General features: G+C 57.9%; 11 protein-coding genes. 10 read left to right on the plus strand and 1 reads right to left on the minus strand.

Annotated elements, in window-relative coordinates; all coding sequences use genetic code 11:
* The first annotated feature begins 225 nt into the window (after nucleotides 1-225).
* From W02_RS17955 to W02_RS17995, 9 genes are all read left to right on the plus strand, one after another.
* Nucleotides 226-582 carry a hypothetical protein gene (locus W02_RS17955; RefSeq protein WP_173050213.1) on the plus strand — a complete coding sequence of 119 codons (357 nt, stop codon included), beginning with the start codon at nucleotides 226-228 and terminating at the stop codon, nucleotides 580-582.
* Nucleotides 583-614: 32 nt separating this feature from the next.
* Nucleotides 615-1,412 (plus strand): hypothetical protein, encoded by a 798-nt coding sequence (locus tag W02_RS17960; RefSeq protein ID WP_173050215.1) that lies wholly within the window; start codon nucleotides 615-617, stop codon nucleotides 1,410-1,412.
* Nucleotides 1,413-1,415: 3 nt separating this feature from the next.
* Nucleotides 1,416-3,125 carry a glycosyltransferase family 9 protein gene (locus tag W02_RS17965; RefSeq protein ID WP_173050217.1) on the plus strand — a complete coding sequence of 570 codons (1,710 nt, stop codon included), beginning with the start codon at nucleotides 1,416-1,418 and terminating at the stop codon, nucleotides 3,123-3,125.
* 16 nt (nucleotides 3,126-3,141) lie between these two features.
* Nucleotides 3,142-3,579, plus strand: coding sequence for a hypothetical protein (locus W02_RS17970; protein ID WP_173050219.1), 438 nt, complete (start codon nucleotides 3,142-3,144; stop codon nucleotides 3,577-3,579).
* A gap of 232 nt (nucleotides 3,580-3,811) precedes the next feature.
* A complete protein-coding gene (locus W02_RS17975; protein WP_173050221.1) occupies nucleotides 3,812-4,774 on the plus strand; it encodes a hypothetical protein in 963 nt (320 codons plus the stop codon).
* Nucleotides 4,764-14,165, plus strand: coding sequence for a putative Ig domain-containing protein (locus tag W02_RS21645; protein ID WP_173050224.1), 9,402 nt, complete (start codon nucleotides 4,764-4,766; stop codon nucleotides 14,163-14,165). The genes W02_RS17975 and W02_RS21645 overlap by 11 nt, the downstream gene beginning before the upstream one ends.
* Before the next feature lie 18 nt (nucleotides 14,166-14,183).
* Nucleotides 14,184-16,373 carry a type I secretion system permease/ATPase gene (locus W02_RS17985; RefSeq protein ID WP_197742248.1) on the plus strand — a complete coding sequence of 730 codons (2,190 nt, stop codon included), beginning with the start codon at nucleotides 14,184-14,186 and terminating at the stop codon, nucleotides 16,371-16,373.
* An 8-nt stretch (nucleotides 16,374-16,381) separates the two neighbouring features.
* Nucleotides 16,382-17,788: an HlyD family type I secretion periplasmic adaptor subunit gene (locus W02_RS17990; protein ID WP_173050228.1), complete on the plus strand. Its 1,407-nt coding sequence runs from the start codon at nucleotides 16,382-16,384 to the stop codon at nucleotides 17,786-17,788.
* 30 nt (nucleotides 17,789-17,818) lie between these two features.
* Nucleotides 17,819-19,171, plus strand: coding sequence for a TolC family protein (locus tag W02_RS17995; protein WP_173050230.1), 1,353 nt, complete (start codon nucleotides 17,819-17,821; stop codon nucleotides 19,169-19,171).
* A gap of 2 nt (nucleotides 19,172-19,173) precedes the next feature.
* Here W02_RS17995 and W02_RS18000 read toward each other — a convergent pair whose 3' ends face one another.
* Entirely contained in the window at nucleotides 19,174-19,902 is a 729-nt protein-coding gene (locus W02_RS18000; RefSeq protein WP_173050232.1) for a hypothetical protein, read from the minus strand.
* Between the two features lie 572 nt (nucleotides 19,903-20,474).
* On the opposite strand from W02_RS18000, the gene W02_RS18005 reads away from it, so the two are divergent.
* Nucleotides 20,475-21,353, plus strand: coding sequence for an energy transducer TonB (locus W02_RS18005; protein ID WP_173050234.1), 879 nt, complete (start codon nucleotides 20,475-20,477; stop codon nucleotides 21,351-21,353).
* The last annotated feature ends 2 nt before the right edge of the window (nucleotides 21,354-21,355 follow it).

Below are 21,355 nucleotides of genomic sequence, written 5' to 3' on the forward strand. Positions count from 1 at the left end.
TGAGATGAACGAAGCCGACCTACTGAAAATCACCTCGCCGGTTAGCATCAACCTTCGAGCCACAGGGCAACTAGTTCACCCCCATTCCGTCAATTACGTGAACGTCTCTTTGATGCAAAGTATTGCCTATCCGATTTCTTTGACTGGTTGCGAGAGGATGAATAGTCTCCATCGGCAGGTGTGAGTGGGGTGAGGGGCGAAGAATTACCGGGAAAGGAGCAAGCCATGCAGGACGTCACGCCGGAGAACGGGGCCAAGCAGGATCAGTCATCGACTCGAGTCAACGTGAGATTGCGTCCGGTTGAACGGCCGGATCAGCCCACGACAGCCAATTTTTCAACCGTGGCCGTGGCACAAGGGATTGCGTATTTGGATTTCGGATTCATCGAGCCGGCGCTGCTCGGACGAATCGCTCGAACCGTTCAAGATGGGCAATCTGCGCCGAAGAGTATCGACGGTCAGCGTGTCACCCGCATGGCGATGCCACTCGAACAGCTGGTCGGGTTGCATCAACAGATTCAACAGGTGTTGGTCGGCTTGCGTGATGCCAGTCAACTGAAGACCAGCCCTAGCCCACATTGAGCAATAGAAGGGAGTCGGACGCTTCGTCCGCTATGCAGCTCCTCTTCATCCATCCGAACTTCCCCGGACAGTTTGGCCCGCTGCTGTCCCGCCTCGGCAGGCAGCCGGATCTCGACTGCGTTTTTCTCTCGGCCAATGCCAGTGATCTCCGAGCGGGTGTCCGATGCATCAAGTTCACACCGCGCGGCGGAGCCAGACAGACGACGCAGTTCTGTTCGCGGACATTCGAGAACGCCGTCTGGTCCGCGCATGCCGTCTACGAAGCCTGTGAGCACACGCAGCTCAATCCGGATGTGATCATCGGACGCAGTGGTTTCCGCACGACGGTGTTTCTGCAAGAACTGTATGACTGCCCCATCGTCTGCTACGGCAATGATCTCGGACACATCAAGACGAAGACCTTTCGCGAGCATGTGATGCAAACCGGGCAGCCGGATGTGTCGCGGTTCCGATTTCTGAGCACGGTATCGCAAGCCCGGCTGTGGGATCTTTTTCCCCTGAGAGATTTGCATATCTATCCCACCGTGCCGTTCGTGCTCTCCTGGTCGTTGCTCAATGCGCTGGCCTGTGAATGCACCTTGCTCGCGTCGAATGTCGCGCCGGTCCGGGAGGTCATCGAGCATGAGTGCACCGGTTTGTTCGGAGACTTTTGTGATGTGGATGCCTGGCTGAACAAGCATTCCGGGTATTATGCGATCGAACACAACATCGCGAGTTCGGTCAGGCGGGGGGCGCGTTGGTCGAGCGCTCGTACACTCTCGACAAAAACTGCCGCAGTTTCTTGGGCTGCTCGACCGTGTGATGCAAAGGGAACAAACGGTGATGTCTGAGTGATGAATCATCCCGTATACAAGCAGGTCCTCATTCTCAATATCGCGCGCATGGGTGATGTCGTTCAGACGATGCCGCTCATCAATCGACTTCACCATGAATGGCCCGGTGTGGCGATCGATCTGATCGTCGACCGGCGGGTTGCCCCAGCGGCCTCATTGCTTCCAGGACTTCGCCGGGTATTGAGCCGAGACCTCAGCGAACGCACGAGCAAGGGGTCCGAAGACACGAGCGAAGATTTGCAATCGTCTGCCGGCTTGGCGGCATGGCTGCAAGCGTTAAAGGCAAGAGGCTATGACCGTGTAATCAATCTGACCTTCACTCGCCGAAGCGGGCAGCTCGCCTCGCTCGTGGTAGCGCCGGATACACGCGGGGTCATCTCCGTGAACGGAATCTCTGTCCTCAACAATCCCTGGTTTGCCTATTGTGTCGATATGCATCGCAGCCGGCGGCTCAACCGCTTTCATATTGCCGATTTGCTGGCGCTGGGAGGCAGCGGCCCCGGCCCTTGGATGCCGATTCGACTCTCGGTTCCTTTGTGGGCAGAAAGTTGGGCCGACCAATTTTTTGAATCGCTGGGTCACCGCCACACGGTTATCGCGGTCCAGATCGGTGCCAGTCATGGGCGTAAGACCTGGCGACCGGAGAATTTTGGTCGCACGCTGGCAGCGATCAGTCGCCAAGCGGATGCCGCATTCGTGTTGATCGGAACTGCCGGTGAAACGGAGCCGGCCGCCCATGCCCTGGCGGCGTATCACGCAGCAGGAGGGACTCAGCCGTTGCATAACGCAATCGGGCGAACTGACATCCCGCAACTCGCGGCATTGTTACGTCGTAGCCGTTTCCTGCTGACCAACGATACGGGACCAATGCATGTGGCTGCCGGGGTTGGCACGCCCGTGATCAATCTTTCTTTAGGGCACGTGGATTTTCACGAAACCGGTCCTCATGGGCCAGGACATTGGATCATCCAACCGGACATCGCTTGTGCGCCGTGCGACATCGAACAAACCTGTGTGCATCACGTCTGCAAAGACCAGATCATTCCGGAGCAGGTGGCGGCACTGAGCCTCCACGCTCTTGGCCTAAGGTCGTTCCCGCAATCCTGGACGGGTGTACGAATCTATGAATCCGATGTGGATGCCGATGGCCTTGTCCGCTATCGACAAAGAGTCGGCGAACGGGATCTCTCAGTTGATTGGTACGGCGCCTTCTGGCGGCGCTATTGGTACGAACAATTCACTGATTGTGTGAGCAACTTGGAATGCCAGGAGGATGCTCCTGATTTTGTCGAGCAGCACCAGCGTTTCCAGCGTCTTGCTCCGGCACTGAACCGGATCGTCGAGTGTGCCGAGCGCCTTCGTGATATTTCCCGGCATGCGTCCTCTTCCTCTTCGACGGCCATGCTGAAGGCGGCGCAGAACGAGTTGGTCGCAGAACGACAACGAGTCCTGTTCTTTATAAAAGATTCTCCTGTCTTCGGCCCGCTTACGACAGTCTTGCTGCGGGAGCTGTACGATCTCCGTGTGTTGGATCAAGCGGCGAGGGTCGAGCGACAAGTCCAGACGTATCGAATATGGAGGAAACGGATGCATCAGGTCGGCAATCGACTCGGTCAAACACCGGGTGCGCCGGTTGGCGCTCAGCCGGCAGGGCAGTTCAGGGAGGATTGCACGACCGAGGTGGGTAGGGAACAGCGAGCGAATAACTAAAAGGAGCACTCGACTGATGAGCGTGGATAGGAAATGGTCTCGCTCCATATGCATCGGGATCGCCGGTTTGTTCGTGATGTGCTGGGGAGGCAGCGGTCATGCAGAGGACCGCATCGTTCCGATTGAGAAGATTCTCTGGAATCCGAGTGCGTATCACCGTCATGAGGTCGTGTTGAAGGGCGGGCTGACACAGATTGGGCGATGGGACAGCAAAGATATGATGGGCAGGTCCACGTGCGGTCCCATTTTTACGCTGCAAGATGATACGGGAGCAATACCGATCTTCTATTTCGTCCTGTGCGAGCCGAAGGAAGTGGACAGAGTGTCGGCATTCGCTGGAAGCCAGGTGGTGGTCTACGCGACGATCGAATCGGAAACAGTCATGCACTCGGCCGACGGCGCTGAATTTCGGATCAGGGGCATGGCGTCGAAGATTCGGCGCGAAAACCAATAAGAGAAAAATGAGACTGTTAGGTCGGAAGTGTGGAAGACGGAGGCGATTCGTGAACCACAGGGGTTCGTAAGCGCATCGAGCCCAGACTTCATGGTGACCGGCGTGCTCACAGCGAATAAAAACCGCCAGAGCGGACAGTTGGAGATTCAACAAGACGGAAGGAATGAGCAAGTCGGCGGTAGTCAATTACAAAAGGCGGCGTGACATGACCATGTGTGGCCAGAAGCCCATCATGATTTCCCTAGGATTAGGGCTGATCTTCTTGACCAGCAGTGGAGCCTCACCGTTCAAGAAGGACGAAACGCCGGGGGAACGATTTCGCAAGGCGATTGAGCGGGAGGCCGAGTACTGTGTCACGCATAAGATCAAGCCGACAAATCGCCGGTGTGATATCACCAAGCTTCAACCCGCCGATCCGCTTGCTACGGAAGAAGGGCGCTTCGCGCACAGCATCAAAATTCCCAGCCCCGTGCCCGAGGACAGCGGTTACAAGTTGGAGATGACGCCGGAACAATATTTCGATCATCTCTGTAAAACCGAGTCGGGAGAGTTCATCTACAAAACGGTGGAGAATGTCGAAGGTCTCTACATGATGCGGCCGCGGAAGGAAGCCACGGATTATGAGTTGGAACATCTGTATGCGCTGGAGGATCCATATGGATATACGAATCACGAAGCAAAGAGAGCCGAGTATGGTTTTGTTTCGCCGAATCGGTACATCTATTTTGAGCGGGCACCTCAACCGCCAAGATTTGGCCAGGGTACTCATCAATCTGATGGAAGTAGAACCGCTGCGCAGCGGTCCGCAGGGTACGAGCGGTTTACCGGCTATGACGCACGCCATTTAGAATCGATGAAAAGAGAGCCCGTTGAAAGTCGTGAGAGTCGTTATGGCTTCACCTGGCGCGGTATCACGAGACCACACGACCGAGAACTTGGGATTGCTGGTGGAGAATTGATCGTACTGAATCTTGAAACGAATGAAGTATTAGGCGTCCGCCGTGGGTATATCCGCAGCGGAATGGTTCGCAACAATCTGACCGGCATCTGGTGGCTGACTGGACAAACTTGCCCTGCGTACGGTTACCGAAATGGGCGTAACAAGGATTTCGACTTTTCCTATTGGTTTATCGGCAAGGTGCTCAAGCCAAAAAATTATGAACAAAGCTTCAAGGAGCTGACCAATGGCAAATGAAATCTCTACGTGGTTCAAGTTTGCGATCCAGCAGATGGCCGCAGAGAGCTACCTGGACGGCATCAATCTTCAAGATCCAGATGCCGTGATTGAGCGGCTTGTGGATGGGAACAATAATGGCCAGATCATCCCGCCGGATCAGTTTACCGGCAAGACGCGCTTTGTTGATCTCGATGGCGTGCCCAACGCTAATCAAATCACGGGCAGTGCACAGGCTTTTGTGTCTCGTTATCAAATCATCGACCACCATGCGAACGATGCAACCGGGTTCTCGGCGACGCTCATGCGAGACATGACGACAGGAGAGTACGCCCTCTCATTCCGCAGCCTTGAATATCAGGACCAAGCCCAAGGTGGGGACTGGGAGCGCGATGGGCAGGGCGGGGCGGCGGGAGAAATCGCGGGGGCGGGGTTTGCGCTGGGGCAGTTGGTTAGTATGGAACGGTATTACGAAGGACTGAAAAACTCGGGCAAGCTGCCAATGGGAGCGGCATTAAATGTCACCGGGCATTCCCTCGGCGGGCATCTGGCCACGGTGTTCACAGAACTCCACAGTGCCGACATCCAACAAACTACCATCTTCAATGGTGCAGGCCGTGGCTTAATCGGTGGCGTGACGACGGTTGTGACGGAAACGGACCGCATCCGTCAGCTCATCGACGCGATGGATGCGAAGTTTGTCGAGTTTGATCCGACGGGGGCGCTGATGAGCAGTGGGTCGACCGCCAATGTGCAAACCCTGTCCTGGTATCAGCCAGCCGTGATTCAGGTTACCGGACAGTTTCAGACGACAGGAACAGCCAGTCTCCCTGGTGGAGTAATGCGGACTGACGGTGCGTTTGCGAAGATCACCCAACTGTTTGGCCATGCGACCAGCGGTGTCGATACCGAGGTGGTTGCCAATTCGGGGGTCCATGGACCAGTCACCCCAATTCTCATTGAAGGGCAGCCGTTGCTGGAAGGCCTGAATCAGGAGCTTGAGTTGCAATACGGCAACAGCCATAGCATCACGCTCATCGTCGACAGCCTGGCGCTGCAGGACCTGTTTCAGACAGTTGATCTGGCGCTCACCCAGGTGCATATGGAGGGAATCTTTCAGGCTGCCTCAGATGCGACGGCCGCGGTGATTGGCCAGACTCGGGTGGCCGAAGGCGATACACTGGAGCTAGCGCTGGATGGGCTACGGAAGGTCTTTTTGGATGCCGCGACTCCTCCGACCAACTTCAATGAGAATGCCGGCGGCTTCGGTGACCTGACGTTTCGCAATGAGTTCTACACCCATCTTGCAGATGTACAGACACAGTTAGCGACCACCTTTACAGGACAAACCTTCCAGATTGGGTCCTTGGTGGGACGTCCGACCAACGATCTTCGCGCAGCGGCCGAAGCGCCGGGGCCAACAAGCCTCGCCTACCGCTTTGCGCTAAAAGAGCTGACGCCGTTTGTAGTACTCGGCGCTGATCTTGCCACGACCCAGGCGCTGTATGATCGGCAGAACCAGACCGGGGAGCTCTCGCTCGTGAATCCCGAGACGGGAGTGGGCGAACTCACCCCGCAATATCTCACTGATCGCGCGGCGTTCCTGGCGGAGAAAATCCTTGTCAACAGCAATGCGTCTGTACTGTTTAACACCACCCATTTCCACGACAAGGTCAGCGAGTACGAGATTACGCCGCTGCCTGGTTTTACTCGCAGGCAGATGATTTTTGGCGATGGAACAAACGAGACCATCGTTGGTGGAATCGGTGCAGATCATTTCTACGGCGGCAGCGGCGACGACCAGCTCAACGGATTAGCGGGCAATGACTATCTCGAAGGCAACCGCGGAGACGACACGCTAAACGGTGGGAGTGGCGCCGACACGATGCTGGGGGGCTCAGGGAACGATACCTATATTGTGGACCATGCCGGCGATGTGGTGCGCGAGTATGCCAATAGTGGAGTCGACACGGTGCAGAGTTCGGTCACGTTCACGCTGGACTCACAGGTCGAGAATCTCACGTTGACGGGGACCAGCGACATTCATGGCACGGGCAATGAGCTGGCGAATCTCATCGCCGGCAATGACGGAGTGAATCGCCTTGAGGGCAGGGATGGAGCCGATACGCTCCGAGGCGGCCTTGGTAACGACATCCTTGCGGGTGGCATCGGCAACGATCTCCTCGAGGGCGGAGCCGGGTTCGACACGTACATGTACAACAATGGCGACGGACTCGATCAGATTGAAGATTCGGATGCAACGGGCCGGATCGTCTTCAACGGCTCGCTCTTACAGGGCGGAGTGAGCACCGACGGCGGCGCTACCTATCGCAGCCTGGATGGCAGCACTGGCTATGTCCTCTCCGGCGGGCATCTGATCGTCAACGGCGTGCTGACCGTGAACGCCAATTTTCAAAGCGGGCAATTTGGAATTCAACTGCGAGACGCTACTGAGGCGGATTACAACAACGGATTGGAGACGACGTTTTGGACTTTCGGGACTGCGGACGACATTTTGGGCGGGATCGGTAGTGGGAATCACGTCGCCCATATGGGCGGAGGGAATGACCTGGCTATTATGCGGCTCAATGTCGGAGCCGGCAACGACCAATTGTTTGGCGAGGATGGCAACGATCAGCTGTTTGGTGGAGGATTCCATGATCGTCTCTATGGCGGAACCGGGAATGATCTGCTGGTGGGAGATAATGCGGATCCTGGGACGGTCGATGGGAACGACTATCTTGCCGGTGAGGCGGGGAACGATCTCCTAGTCGGAGGATACGGAGACGATCTTCTCTATGGAGGGGATGGGATTGATGTTCTCTGGGGCGACTATGACGCCATTTATCCCGGAAAGATGCCGGACGGGGCGCCTCAGGACGATTTTCTGGACGGCGGGGACGGAGATGACGAGCTGCATGGTGGGGACGGCAATGATGTGCTGCTCGGCGGAACGGGGAATGATTTCCTTTCCGGTGAAGAGGGTGATGATTTCGCGGATGGCGGTGCAGGAGATGATCTCATTCTCGGATACATCGGCAATGATTCATTGGCCGGCGATTCAGGTGTGGATACTCTCTACGGGGATCAAGGCGATGACGTTCTTGACGGCGGTGATGAGAACGACACCCTGCACGGAGGAGATGGGGCAGACGAATTGTATGGAGGAGCAGGGGACGATCAGGTCTTTGGAGATGGCCTGAACAATCCGTCGCAACTGAGCGCGGCCAGCGGCTCAGATTTTCTTGACGGCGGCGCGGGCAACGACCATCTCGAAGGCGGCATCGGCGACGACCTGCTCTTCGGCGGGGAAGGAAACGATGTCCTTTTCGGGCAAGGAGGTGCGGATTCTCTATTCGGAGACGCCGGGGACGACGAGCTGCAAGGTGGAGCGGGAAATGATCTGCTGAGCGGCGACGCCGGAAACGACCGCCTCTTTGGCCAGGACGGAGCAGATCGGCTCTACGGTGGTGGAGGCCATGATGAACTCGCCGGAAACGAGGGGAATGACAACTTGATCGGCGAGGCGGGGAACGATGTGCTTGAAGGCGGGCACGGAGACGACGTGCTGGAGGGTGGATCGGGTGATGACACCTACATCTTCAATCTTGGCGATAGCCACGATACCATCACCGACACGGTGAGGGCCGGCGAGGGCAACCTCATACTATTTGGCCCTGGTATCACCCTCGATAATTTGGTTTTTACTCCCGATCCAACTCAGCACACGCTCACGATTCACGCCGGCGCGGACGATTCCCTGACGCTGCTCGGCTTCGATTTGAACAGCTTCCAGTATGGCGTCGAGACTCTCGCCTTTGACAACGGAAGTCAGGTCCCGTTGGCGGATCAATTGCCGCTCCCCAGCGGATTAATCGAGGGCGATGACTCGGGCAATGTTATTCAGTCCGGATCCGGAGACGATGTCGTTTATGCCGGTGCAGGCGATGATACGGTCGATGCCGGGGCGGGACACGATACGTTGATCGGCGGATGGGGAAACGATGTGCTGACTGGTGGGGCTGGGGACGACACGTATGTGTTCAGCCGCGGCGATGGAACGGACACGATCCATGATACGGCTGCAGCTGGCGAAAGCAACATCCTCATGCTTGGCGGGGGAATCACCCTTGACGGTCTTCATCTGGGGTTGAGATCGGGCGGTGGATTGCAGGTGGAGACGGGAGCGCCGGGGGATGCAATTGTCTTTCCACTATTCAATCGATTCGACGCTCTGGGCGCGCATGCCGTCGATCAATTTCAGTTCAGTGACGGCACGACGCGCTCGTATGCAGAAATCCTGGGTCTTGGATTCGATATCGTTGGAACCGAGAACGGAGAGTTCCTCAACGGGACGAGCGTGAACGACCGCATCACCGGGCTGGGCGGTTCGGATTCTATCCAAGGCCATGAGGGGAGTGACACGATCGACGCCGGATCCGGTGATGATGTTGTCGATGCCGGGGAGGGCAACGATATCGTGATGGGTGGCGACGGCAATGACACCTTGCTCGGAAGGGAAGGGCACAATCAGATTTTGGGCGGCCCCGGCAATGACACGATCTTCGGGCAGGGCGGCACGGATTTCATCGATGGAGGGACGGGCGACGATGAATTCATCGGGTTTTCCGGGCAGTATACGTTCGCCTTTGGAAACGGCAGCGGTCACGATGTGATCTCGAGCGCCAATGGCGGCACATACCTGATTCAACTGACTCCTGGTGTGGTGCCGGCCGACGTGACGGTCGGCCGAACGGGTGGAGGTCTTGCTTTGAGTCTGGGCGGAGGTCCGGATACGCTTTCAATCCCGGCTTTTTATCAAAATCCGTCTTTCGAGGTTCATTTTGCAGATGGAACAGCCTGGAACGCGACGACCCTCCACAGCGAGGCCGGTATGACGCAGATCGGGACGGAAGGCGATGACGTTCTGACAGGCTTTAGAGGTTTCACAGACGAATTGATTGGTCTGGCAGGCAATGACACCTACATTATCAACGACGCGACGGATTCCGTGGTGGAGCAACCGGACGGAGGCCGTGATCTCGTTGTGAGCGCCGTCGACTATACGCTCTCGGAGACGCTGGAAGATTTGACCCTCAGCGGCGCAAAGTTTGGGACAGGGAACGCCCTGGATAACGTTTTAACCGGTGATGCGTCGGCCAACGTCCTTTCAGGAGAAGCTGGAGACGACATTCTGGACGGCGGGAGATTGGGCTACAGCTTCTCTCCTCCAGTCACAATCAACGATGACACGCTGATCGGTGGGGCGGGGAGTGACACCTATCTCTATGATGGAAATTTGGGCGGCGTCACTACGATCATCGACCAGTCCGCTAACGGCGACATGAATACGCTTAAGTTAAGCGCATCGAGTTTCTTTGCGAGTGCAGACCCGCTGCAATGGTTTCGTCTGCGCCTGGATGGAAGCGTGCTCGTGATGAGGATGGACTTTCCAACATGGTCGGTCGTTGAACATACACGCGAAGTACGGTTTCCGGATTTCGATCCAGCTGACGCCTACGGTCCCCATGCCATCGATGTGTTCGATTTTGGTGAGGGCACGACGACGCGGACGTATCAGCAGTTGCTCGATCTGGGCATTGATGTGTACGGAACGAACCAAGGAGAAGTCGTCGCCGGAACGAGTGCGCCAAACCGGATTCACGGTGGTGCGGGTAACGATACGCTAGTCGGCGGGCCGCGCAACGATGTCTATCTTTTCAACCGCGGGAATGGTGCGGACACAATTATAGATACTGCAGTGCCTGGCGCAATGAATGCGATCCAATTCGGCGAGGGCCTGAATCCAGGAGACCTTGAGTTTGTCCGGGGTGCGGAAATTCTCACGATCGATGTCGGCTCTAACGGAGACGCGGTTATCCTTTCCAACTATGATCCGACGGGGCAGGCTGGTTCTTCAGTTGTCGAGAGCTTGATTTTTGCGAACGGAATGGAAATGAGTCTCGACGAGTTGCTGAATTTCCCGGGCGGGACGGAGGGAACCGATACGTTCCTTGGAACGGAGGCCTCCGACCGCTACCACGGGAAAGGGAGCGACGATCTAATCGCGGGTGGTGGTGGAAACGACCTGCTTCTGGGAGGCTCCGGGGAGGATGATCTCAAAGGAGAGGCGGGAGACGATCAGTTGTTCGGAGGAGCAGGCGATGATCATCTGGACGGAGGAATCGGCGATGATGAATTGGGTGGAGGATATGGCAACGATACATTGACCGGCGGAGCTGGAAACGATGTCTTGGACGGCGGCGCCGGCGCCGATACCTATGTCTTTAACTTCGGAAATGGACAAGATGTCATTCGTGACACAGCAAATATCGGAGGAGATAATCGTCTGTTCTTTGGACCGGGGATCATCTTGTCGGATCTCCAATTCTCCCAAAATTATGGTGGACAAGTCGGGGTGCCCATCAACGGCGTCCATGTGATCGTTGATGCGATCTATGTCGGGAACACCGGGGATCGCGTTGATCTTCCCAACATTCCAGATGTGACCCCAGGTCTTCGGACCATCTCGTTCGCAGACGGCCTCACGATCGATCTGTTCGACTATTACGCCGCCAGCCAGATTCAGGAAGATCAGAATCTGACCGCTGTTGACGCAGGTGCGACGCTTATAGGCGGAGCTGGAAACGATACTTTGCATGGAGGAGTAGGGAACAATGTGTTGATAGGCGGCGGAGGGAGCAACACTCTGATCGGTGGGGCTGGTCCTAACATGTTTTATAGTGCTTCGGCGGCAAATAATACGGTGTTTTTTGGAACTGGTTCAAATGTTCTTGCCATTCCAGCCGGTTCGAGCAGCAATATTGTGCATGTCTTGGGAACTCCGGCTTCGAACAAGGTCGTGTTTGCCGGGGGCTACCATACCTTTCTTCCGAATCTCACATTTGGCTCGCTCTTGATCCGATATGGATCTGAAGGAGGCGAGTTGCACATCGAAGGGTTCAACCCGAACGATGCGTATGCAAATCCAGGAATTGGGACGTTCGAATTCACTGACCGGACATTGACCTATCAACAATTAATCGATTTGGGTTTCGATGTTTCGGGGACCGAAGGCGATGATCTATTGACCGGGAGCAGCGCGACGGACCGAATGAAGGGATTTGGTGGGAACGATACGCTGAGCACCGGTCTGGGAAATGACGTGCTCGAAGGGGGAATCGGAAACGATACTCTCGTGGGCGGGTCCGGCGATGACACGTATCTGTTCAACCTCGGCGACGGCGTGGATACGATCGAAGATGCCGCCTTGACGGGTGAAGGCAATCGGATCGTGTTTGGCGCCAGCATTCAGCTGAGCGATCTGACGCTCACCGAGGATCAGGCTGCACGGACGCTCACCATTCAGGTGGGGAGCGGCGGAACGGATCGGCTGATTCTGACCTCCTTCGATCACACGGGAGCGAATGGGTCGCTGGTCGTGGAGACGCTGGAATTTGCGGCCGGCAGCACGGCGAACCTCGCCGAACTCGTTGGTGTCCCGATCAACCATGCTCCGACTGTCGCCAACCCGCTGGCGGATCAGACGGTTCAGGAAGACACGCCATTCAGTATCGGGGTGCCGGCGGATGTTTTTGCCGATCCCGATGCGGGCGATCTTTTGACGCTCAGCGCGAGTTTGGTCGACGGGAGCGCGTTGCCCTCTTGGTTGAGCTTCGATGCGAGCACGCGCATGTTTAGCGGGACACCGACCAACGGTGACGTGGGCAGCTTGGAAGTGAAAGTGAGGGCAACGGATGCCGGGAATTTGAGTGTCTCGGATAGCTTCAGCCTGACAGTAGAAAATGTGAATGACGCTCCGACGGTGGCCGATCCGATCGTCGACCAATCGGCACAGACCGGATCGGCCTTCTCCTTCAGGGTGCCGGCGGATGTTTTTAAGGACGTCGATATGGGCGATATATTGACCTACAGCGCCACGCTGGCCGACGGCAGCGCTCTGCCGGCCTGGCTGGGCTTCGACACCGGCACAAGGACTTTCAGCGGGACGCCGGGAAGCAGCGATGCCGGAGTCTTGACTCTCAAAGTCATGGTGACGGATTCAGGGAGCCTGAGCGCCGCTGATGACTTTACACTTACCGTCAGCACTGCTGATCAGACTCTGACGGGCACCGCCGGGAATGATGTCCTCACGGGCGGCGTCGGGAACGATCAGCTCTTCGGACTGGCCGGCAACGATACACTTATCGGCGGGGCAGGCAACGATCTCTTGGATGGTGGACCGGGCGCGGACAACATGCAGGGCGGATCGGGCAACGATACCTACGTGGTCGACAATATCGGAGATGTCGTCGCCGAGAACGCCAATGAAGGCACGGACGGCGTGCAGAGTGTGATCACCTATACGCTCGGGGCGAACGTGGAGAACCTCACGCTCACCGGGACCGCCAATATCGCAGGGACCGGCAGCGCGTTCGACAACGTCCTGATCGGCAACAATGGAAACAATACCTTGACCGGCCTGGCCGGCAACGATCGGCTGGACGGCGGCTCCGGCAGCGACACGATGATCGGCGGGACCGGAAACGACACCTATGTCGTGAACCAGACCGGCGATGTGGTCACGGAATCGGCGAATCAGGGGATCGATACCGTCGAAAGCGCCGTGACCTACAACCTGGGTTCCAATGTCGAGAACCTCACCCTGACCGGCACGGCCAACATCAACGGTACTGGAAGTTCGGCCGACAACGTGCTCATCGGGAACAGGGGCAACAATCAACTCGTCGGCGGCTCGGGGAACGACACCTTGGATGGCGGAGCCGGCAACGATATGCTGCAAGGAGGAAGTGGGAATGACCGGCTCGTTGGTGGACTCGGCGGCGACGCGCTCACCGGCGGCAGCGGCAATGATGTATTGGACGGCGGTGGCGGGCTCGACATACTCGACGGCGGTTCTGGTGATGACATTCTCCGAGGCGGCGCAGGAAACGATAACCTGACGGGTGGCAGCGGAGCCGATCAGTTTACGGGAGGAACCGGCAACGACATGTTGACCGGCGGGTCCGGCAACGACCTCTACAATTTCGCTCGTGGCGACGGCCAGGATACGATCAGGGACATCGATTCGACATCCGGCAACCAAGACCGCGCGGTCTTCGGCGCAACGATCAATCCCTTGGATGTGATCATTAGTCGCCAGGCCAATGATCTGCGCCTGGCGGTGTACGGCTCGACCGACCAGGTGACGATTCAGAATTGGTATGCCGGTGCAACCAACCAGATCGAGACGATCCATGCCGGCAACGGCCAGAGACTGCTCAGCACGCAGGTGGATCAGCTCATCCAGGCAATGGCGACCTTTACCACCCAGACGGGCCTCACCTGGGAGCAGGGTCTCGCGCAACAGCCGCAGCAAGTCGAGAGTATTCTTGCCGCCAGCTGGCAGTAGCTCAGGCTTGGAAGGATGATGCCGTCCGCACCATCGCCTCCCGATGGGATTTCACGCGAGACTCCGTCATCTGCACCGACCGTTGTGTCCGATACCGGACTCCTGTGCCTTCTCATTCTTTCGCGCTTGTGCGACATCCCGGCCGATGCCGCTCAACTCCGGCATCAGTTTGCCGTGGGACCGCAACCGTTGTCCGACCGTGAGCTGCTCCGCGCGGCCAAGCACCTGGGATTCAAGGCTGGCCGGCTTCGCACGACCTGGGACGAGTTGGCCGGCACTCCCCTTCCGGCCATGGCCAAACGCACCGATGGTCGCTACGTGGTCATCGCGAAGGTCGAGCCGGGAAAGGTGCTCTTGCAGGACCCCCTTGAGCCTCGCCCGCTGATCGTGCCGCGACAGGCGTTCGAGTTCGTCTGGAGCGGAGAGCTGCTGCTCCTGGCCAAGCGGGCCCACCTGCGCGTTCAGGACCTCCGCTTTGATTTCACCTGGTTCATCCCGGCGATCGTGAAGTATCGCCGGCTGCTCGGCGAGGTTTTTGTCGCCTCCTTCATGCTGCAACTGTTTGCGCTGCTGACGCCGCTCTTCATGCAGGTCGTGATCGACAAGGTGCTCGTTCATAAGGGATTTACGACGCTCCACGTGTTGGCCGTCGGGATGATCGTGCTGGCGCTGTTCGAGGTGTCATTGGGAGGGCTGCGCACCTATGTTTTTGCCCACACCACGAATCGCATCGACGTCGGGCTCGGGGCGCAACTGTTCCGGCACGTCCTCACCCTGCCGCTGGCGTATTTCGAAGCGCGGCGGGTCGGCGATACGATGGCGCGGGTGCGCGAGCTGGAGCACATCCGGCAGTTTCTCACGAGCCACTCCGTCACGACCGTGCTGGACCTGTTGTTTACGATTGTGTTCCTGTCCGTCATGTGGATGTACAGCGCGTCGCTCACCCTGATCGTAATGGCCTCGCTGCCGTGCTACGCGCTGCTCTCGATCGTCGTCACCCCGATGATCCGGGCGCGACTGAACGAGAAGTTCAACCGGGGGGCGGAGAATCAAGCGTTCCTGGTGGAGGCGATCAGCGGAATCCAGACGATCAAGACCTTGGCGGTCGAACCGCCCCTCCAACGCCGATGGGATGAGCAGCTCGCCGAGTATGTCCGCGCCAGTTTCCGGGTCGTCACCCTCACGACGGTGGCGAGCCAGACCGCGGGGTTGGTTCAAAAGATCACCACGATCGCCATCTTATGGTACGGCGCCTATCTGGTCATCGGCGGAGACCTGAGCATCGGACAGCTCATCGCGTTCAATATGCTCTCCGGCCAGGTGACCGGGCCTCTGTTGCGAATCGTGAGCCTCTGGCAGGAATTTCAGCAAGTCGGAGTGTCGGTCGAGCGGTTGGGCGACGTGCTTAATACCAAGCCGGAGCCGCTGTATCGCCCGGATCGGATTTCGCTGCCGCAGGTTCAAGGCCACGTCAGTTTCGAAGAGGTGACCTTCCGCTACCGGCCCGATGGTCCTGAAGTGTTGCGGAAGATGTCGTTTCACGTGCAGCCAGGCCGCGTGATTGGGATCGTCGGGCGGTCGGGATCCGGCAAAAGCACCATTGCCAAGCTGATCCAGCGGCTTTACGTGCCGGAACGGGGGCGGGTGATTGTGGATGGAATCGATCTGGCGCAAGCGGACCCCGCCTGGCTGCGACGGCAGGTGGGCGTCGTGCTTCAGGAAAACTTTCTCTTTCACCGCTCGATACGGGACAACATCGCTCTGACCGATCCCGGTTGTTCGATCGATCGAGTCATCGAAGCGGCCAAGCTTGCCGGCGCCCATGAATTCATCCTGGAGCTTCCGGAAAGCTATGACACATCGGTCGGGGAACAAGGCTGCTCCCTCTCCGGCGGCCAGCGGCAACGGATCGCCATCGCCCGGGCCCTCGTCTCGAATCCGAGCGTTCTGATCTTCGATGAAGCGACCAGCGCCTTGGATTATGAATCCGAAGCCGTGATTCAACGCAACATGTCGCAGATCTGCAACGGGCGCACGGTCTTCATCATCGCCCATCGCCTCAGCACAGTCAGGCCGGCGAACCGGATCGATGTGATCGAGAAGGGAGAAATCGTCGAAACGGGCACACACGATGATCTGCTCGCGCTCAACGGCTTCTATGCCAAGCTTCACCGGCATCAGGACGGACGCTTCGCGTTCGCGACGTGACGATGGCCGTGATCCAGACCCTTGCTCGGTATGTCGCGGCGTGGTGCGCGGCATGGTCGGACGACGCTCAACCTTCGGTCAAGGTGAAGCCGGCCGGCCGAGCGGTCGAATTTCTTCCGGCGGTGCTGGAGATTCAGGATCGGCCTCCGTCTCCGGTCGGACGCGCGATCCTGTGGACGATTGTGGCCGTGTTCGCGGCGGGGATCCTCTGGGCATGGCTTGGATGGATCGACATCATCGCGACCGCGCAGGGCAAGATCATTCCGAGCGGTTATTCCAAAGTGATCCAACCCTACGAGGCGGGGGTCGTTGCGGCGATCCACGTCCAGGATGGGCAGTTGGTTCAGAAGGGCGAGACGCTCGTCGAGCTGGATCCGACGCAGAATCGCGCCGATCATGACCGGTCGTCCAATGAGTATCGGGCCGCCAGAGTCGAGGCCGCCCGATTGCGCGCGCTCATCGCCGGCCGGTCGGACTTCGACACGCCTCCCGGCGCCGATCCACAGTATGTTCGGTTGCAGCAGCAACTGCTTCAGGATCAGTTCGCGGAGTACCGCGCTCGAACGGCTTCGGCGCAGCACTTGATCGATCAGCGGAAGGCGGCAATCGAGCAGACGCGGGAAAATATTCGCCGGCTCGAGACGATCGTCCCGATGGAGGCTGAACGGGCGGAGGCCTTCAAGAGGCTGTTCGAGCATGATGCAGTGACGAAAATGGATTTTCTGCAAGCCGAGACGCAGCGGATCGATAAGACTCAGGAATTGGCCGGACAGAAGCAACGGTTGGTCCAAGACCGATCGGCCCTTGCGGAAGCGGAAAAGAATCTGCGCGCGCTCGTCTCGGAATTCCAGCAGACGAAACAGACCGAGCTTTCGACCGCGGAAACGAAGGTAGCCTCGCTGGTGCAGGAAGTTACCAAGGCAAGCCAAAAGGCGGATCTTCAACGGCTGACGTCTCCGATCGACGGGGTTGTCCAGCAACTGGCGATCCATACGGTGGGTGGCGTCGTGACCTCAGCCCAGCCGCTCCTCATTGTCGTGCCGCAGGATCACCCGGTCGAGGTGGAAGCGCACGTCGAGAACAAAGATGTAGGGTTCGTGAGGGAGGGGCAGGACGTGGAAATCAAAGTGGAGACGTTTCCGTTCACGCTGTACGGGACCGTTCCCGGGCGGGTCATCAGCCTGTCGGATGATGCGGTGCCGATCGAAAAGGGCAAAGACAAACCCCAGGCGGGGCTGATCTTCAGCGCACGGGTCAGTCTGGATCGTTCGATGATCAAGGTCGAAGGTCAGCCGGTACAACTCTCTCCCGGCATGGCGGTGACTGTGGAAATCAAGACCGGCAGGCGTCGCGTAATGGAGTATCTCTTGAGTCCGTTGCTCAAGTCGGTCAAGGAAAGCCTTAGGGAACGGTAGGCGCGTATCGATTGGAGAAGAGCGATCATCATGACCGGTGGAGGCAAGAAAATACTTCCAAGCCTGATGCTTGTAGGGGGCCTTGCTCTGGGAGCTCTGAGCGGCGCCTTTGCCGGAGACGAGTCCGTACGCCAGGCCGCGCCGGTTTCTCCGTCGAAGCTCACGCTGACATTACGAGAGGCGTTGGCGGCCGCGGCCGACAATAATCCCGATGTGCTGCTGCATAAGGAGCGGATCGAGGCGTCAAAAGGACAAGTGTTGACGCAATTGGGAGCCATGCTCCCCAATCTTTCATCGACCGTCCGGCAAACCCGCCAGACGCAGTTTTTAGGCACCTTCGGCTTGGCGCCGGTGCGAACCGATCCTTTCAGTATTTTCGATGCGCGGGTAAACGCTTCTCAAAATCTGTTCAGCCTTAGCCTCATCCAACGGTGGCGGGCGTCGCGGGAAACACTCCACGCGACGGAATTCGAGGCGGAGATGAGGAAGTTGGATACGATGGCAAGCGTTGCCCTGGTCTATATGGAAAACCTGAAAGCCGCGGCCATGGTCAAAATGCGCGACGCCAATCAGCGTGTCATGATCGATTTGCTCGGCAAGATTCGGCACCGGCAGAGTCAGGGGGCAGCGACGGGACTCGATCGCGCGCGATTGGAAGGCCAACTGGCGAATGAGCGGCAACAGACGACCGAAGCGCGCTATGAAATGCAACGCACCATGCTCACTCTCATCAATCTGCTCGCGCTTCCCTATGACCTCGCGCTGTCTCTGACCGATGAATTCCATCGCGAGGTGGGAGCGGTATCGACTCCTGAAGCTGCAGTGGAAGAGGCGCTGACCAACCGCCCGGAGGTGCGGGCGCAATACACGCGAGTGCGCGCGTCGGAGTTGACCTACTCGTCCATTGCGGGCGAACGGGTGCCTTCTCTCGTGGCGCAGGGAGATTACGGCCTCATCGGGAACCGGTGGAACAACAGTGCGGACACCTACAACATGGCGGTTCTGCTCCAGGTCCCGATCTTTGACGGGGTACAACGGGAAGGGCGCGTCGTCGAAGCCCGCAGCCAGCTGCGCCAGGAGGCGCTCCGCATGCGTTCGGTGCTCAATCAGGTCAAGATGGAAGTGTACGATGCGCTGGCGGCGTCGGCCTCGGCCCAGGAACAAATGGCCGTGGCGCAAGCAGGCTTGGACGCGGCGACGAAGGAATTGGCCTTGGCGTTAGAGAGATACGGCTTGCTCACCGCGGCGAGCCCGTTCGAAGTGACGAACGCGTTGAATGCCGTCGCGCGGGCAAAAGAAAATCACGTCAATGCGCTGTTTCAATTGAACGCGGCCCGCGTCAATTTGGCGCGGGCGACCGGAGCCTTGCAGACGTTGAAGTGATGCTATTTGACCAGCCAGACGCGATAGGTCTTGGCTATGGTAGGACGGGTCACCTTCAAGACACCTTCGGCGCCCGGGTTCATGACATCTGAGCCGTTGGGAGTCAGCCGTGCGGGAAACCGTTCGGTTTTGATTAAGAAGCCCTGCGCATCGTAGAAGTCCACCATGATATCGGCTGATTCACGCAACCCTCCGTCATAGTTGGTGCTCAACCAATCCAGTCGCTTGAGGGCTTGGTACTGAATGGCCAATAGATTCGGCCCCTCTTCACGCACCGCGACGATTTTCAGGACTCGGTTCTGATCGATGGCATCGGATGGAGGCGGCCCGCCAGCCAGCTGTGTCCGGATGACCCGCACACTATCCTCGGTCGGCAGGTATCCCTTGACCCGACACGTGATGAGGCGGCCTTTTTCGGTCTGTTCGACAATCTGGCCGTCTTGCACTTGGTTGGCTGCGAGTGAATAGGCCAGATCCCTGAGAATCGGCGAATCAACGATGGCCGCGGTTTGATCCTTATAGAGAGGAGAGTTAATGACGGCTTGTCGCCAGGCCTCACGGCAGGCGAGATCTCTGGCCCGGTCCTTCGGCTCGAATTCGTGCGAGGCGTAACGGTAATCGCCAGAAATTTCTATTCGCCCGTTTGGCGCGTCCGCACTATGTCCAACGACAGGGAGGGAAATGAATGTTGCCAATGTTAAGACCACGAATTGAGCCCGTCGGGTGAACATGGACCTCTCCTTCTGTTGATGCGGTTGGTCGGGCCACCATGGGGGGTGCATCTGGATGCTACCACGCGGAGAAAATGGTCACAATGGCGGTGGCGGCGCAGGAGACGGATGTTCATACTTCCGAGATCTCTTGAGTCTCCTTCCGCAAGGGTTGAAGCCTAAGTCTAGGGGTGAATCCTCGAAGACTTTCTCACTGTAGTTCCCCATTTGGTCTCGGACCAAACCAATCTCTTCTCAATTAGAAAGAAACATAGAACGTATATTCAAATCACCTTTAAATTGCGGTCTGGCATCCATTGACAGATGCCGATAAAAACATGTATTGATAACAGTTATCAAATTCACGCGATAGCCGGATGTCCCTAGCCATTACTAGGGACGTATGGCAAGAGGCCAGAGCACTTTTAAGTCCAAAGGCCAAGACCCATGACTCCAGCGGTACTTTCTGGGGGCTAATGCATAGTGCAACGAACGGTTCGGGATATTCCACTCCGTCGCATTGTGAACAGAGGAGAGGCAGCCGAGAAGTCGAAAAATTCGAATCGGATCCGCGGAACGGCACGGATACCAAGGTGAAATCCTGCAAGCGGGCTCCGAGGTCCTACAAACGCACCATTGCACTTGGATGGAGCGTCTCCGCGTTGGTGCATGTGTTTGCTGCAGTGACAGCAGCGTTTCTGGGCTTGTATACCGCGTCGAAGCAGGCAGATATCCGGAGTGAGCCGTTTCGCTGGGAAGTCTCCCTCATAGCTGCCCCCCAGCAGACGACGATGGTAGCGGAGGGCGCGCAGGCGCAGGTCAATGCACCAATGGCTGAAACGGATCGTCAGAGCATGCCCGACGATCGAGTCATGAAACACGTGGCGGAATATTCAGATCAAGCGGCTGAAACGGATTTGAGCGAGGCCATCGCACCTCCTGTCGTGGCCAGCCTGAGTTCTTCGGCCGTTCCCCGGGTTGACCAGGTGATCACAGAGCCTGACTCGGTTACACCCTCCACCGCGATGACCGTGCCTAATCCCGCTGCTTCCTTCGAACCTCCCCCCGATATCGCCACGCCTGTCGATGCAGAGCGTTTGCAGGTCGAGACCCAGATCGAGATTCCCAAGATCCTCCAGCGCCCCCAGGCCATGACCAGAAATCTCATCAACCGGCCTGTTCTTCCAGATTACGGTTGGTTGAGGGATACCTTGCGAAATAAGCTCGAGCGCGTGAAAGTGTATCCTCCTTCGGCGAAAGCCAGTCACGCACAAGGCCGCGTCGTTGTGCAGGTCAACATTTTGGGCGACGGCAGCATTGTGCGTTCGGAAATCGAAGAGAGCTCAGGGCATCCGGTTCTGGATCAGGCGGCATTGGACGCCCTGCGAGCGGCTTCTCCGCTAAGGCTCGTGCACCAGCTGGACGGCCACGCCGTCGTCATGTTGGTTCCGCTCAATTACCAGCTCGAGTAGCC

It is taken from the genome of Nitrospira sp. KM1 (assembly GCF_011405515.1).
In the GTDB taxonomy this organism is placed as follows: Bacteria; Nitrospirota; Nitrospiria; order Nitrospirales; family Nitrospiraceae; genus Nitrospira_C.